We start from the raw sequence: 1,294 nt of genomic DNA on the forward strand, positions 1-1,294 counted from the left end.
CGATCCAGTGGCTGTGTAAGAATCCGGAAACGCTCACTCGTTTCCGGATTTTTTTATGCACATTGGACAGGCCCTTGATCTGGTATCCCGTTACGATTCTCTGCGTAACCCACTGACTTCTCTGGGGGATTACCTCGACCCCGAACTCATCTCTCGTTGCCTTGCCGAATCAGGTACTGTAACGCTACGCAAGCGCCGTCTTCCCCTCGAAATGATGGTCTGGTGTATTGTTGGCATGGCGCTTGAGCGTAAAGAACCTCTTCACCAGATTGTGAATCGCCTGGACATCATGCTACCGGGCAATCGCCCCTTCGTTGCCCCCAGTGCCGTTATTCAGGCCCGCCAGCGCCTGGGAAGTGAGGCTGTCCGCCGCGTGTTCACGAAAACAGCGCAGCTCTGGCATAACGCCACGCCGCATCCGCACTGGTGCGGCCTGACTCTGCTGGCCATCGATGGTGTGTTCTGGCGCACACCGGATACACCAGAGAACGATGCAGCCTTCCCCCGCCAGACACATGCCGGGAACCCGGCGCTCTACCCGCAGGTCAAAATGGTCTGCCAGATGGAACTGACCAGCCATCTGCTGACGGCTGCAGCCTTCGGCACGATGAAGAACAGCGAAAATGAGCTTGCTGAGCAACTTATAGAACAAACCGGCGATAACACCCTGACGTTAATGGATAAAGGTTATTACTCACTGGGACTGTTAAATGCCTGGAGCCTGGCGGGAGAACACCGCCACTGGATGATCCCTCTCAGAAAGGGAGCGCAATATGAAGAGATCAGAAAACTGGGTAAAGGCGATCATCTGGTGAAGCTGAAAACCAGCCCGCAGGCACGAAAAAAGTGGCCGGGACTGGGAAATGAGGTGACAGCCCGCCTGCTGACCGTGACGCGCAAAGGAAAAGTCTGCCATCTGCTGACGTCGATGACGGACGCCATGCGCTTCCCCGGAGGAGAAATGGCGGATCTGTACAGTCATCGCTGGGAAATCGAACTGGGATACAGGGAGATAAAACAGACGATGCAACTGAGCAGGCTGACGCTGAGAAGTAAAAAGCCGGAGCTTGTGGAGCAAGAGCTGTGGGGTGTCTTACTGGCTTATAATCTGGTGAGATATCAGATGATTAAAATGGCAGAACATCTGAAAGGTTACTGGCCGAATCAACTGAGTTTCTCAGAATCATGCGGAATGGTGATGAGAATGCTGATGACATTGCAGGGCGCTTCACCGGGACGTATACCGGAGCTGATGCGCGATCTTGCAAGTATGGGACAACTTGTGAAATTACCG

At 53.9% G+C, this 1,294-nt stretch carries 1 protein-coding gene; it reads left to right on the forward strand.

Features of this window, described 5'->3' with window-relative positions; genetic code table 11:
• Positions 1-55: 55 nt before the first annotated feature.
• Positions 56-1,294: IS4-like element IS4 family transposase (locus tag A9587_RS24165; RefSeq protein ID WP_096948099.1), on the forward strand; the 1,239-nt coding region annotated here is incomplete at its 3' end.

The organism is Escherichia sp. MOD1-EC6162 (genome assembly GCF_002965125.1).
Taxonomy (GTDB): domain Bacteria; phylum Pseudomonadota; class Gammaproteobacteria; order Enterobacterales; family Enterobacteriaceae; genus Escherichia; species Escherichia marmotae.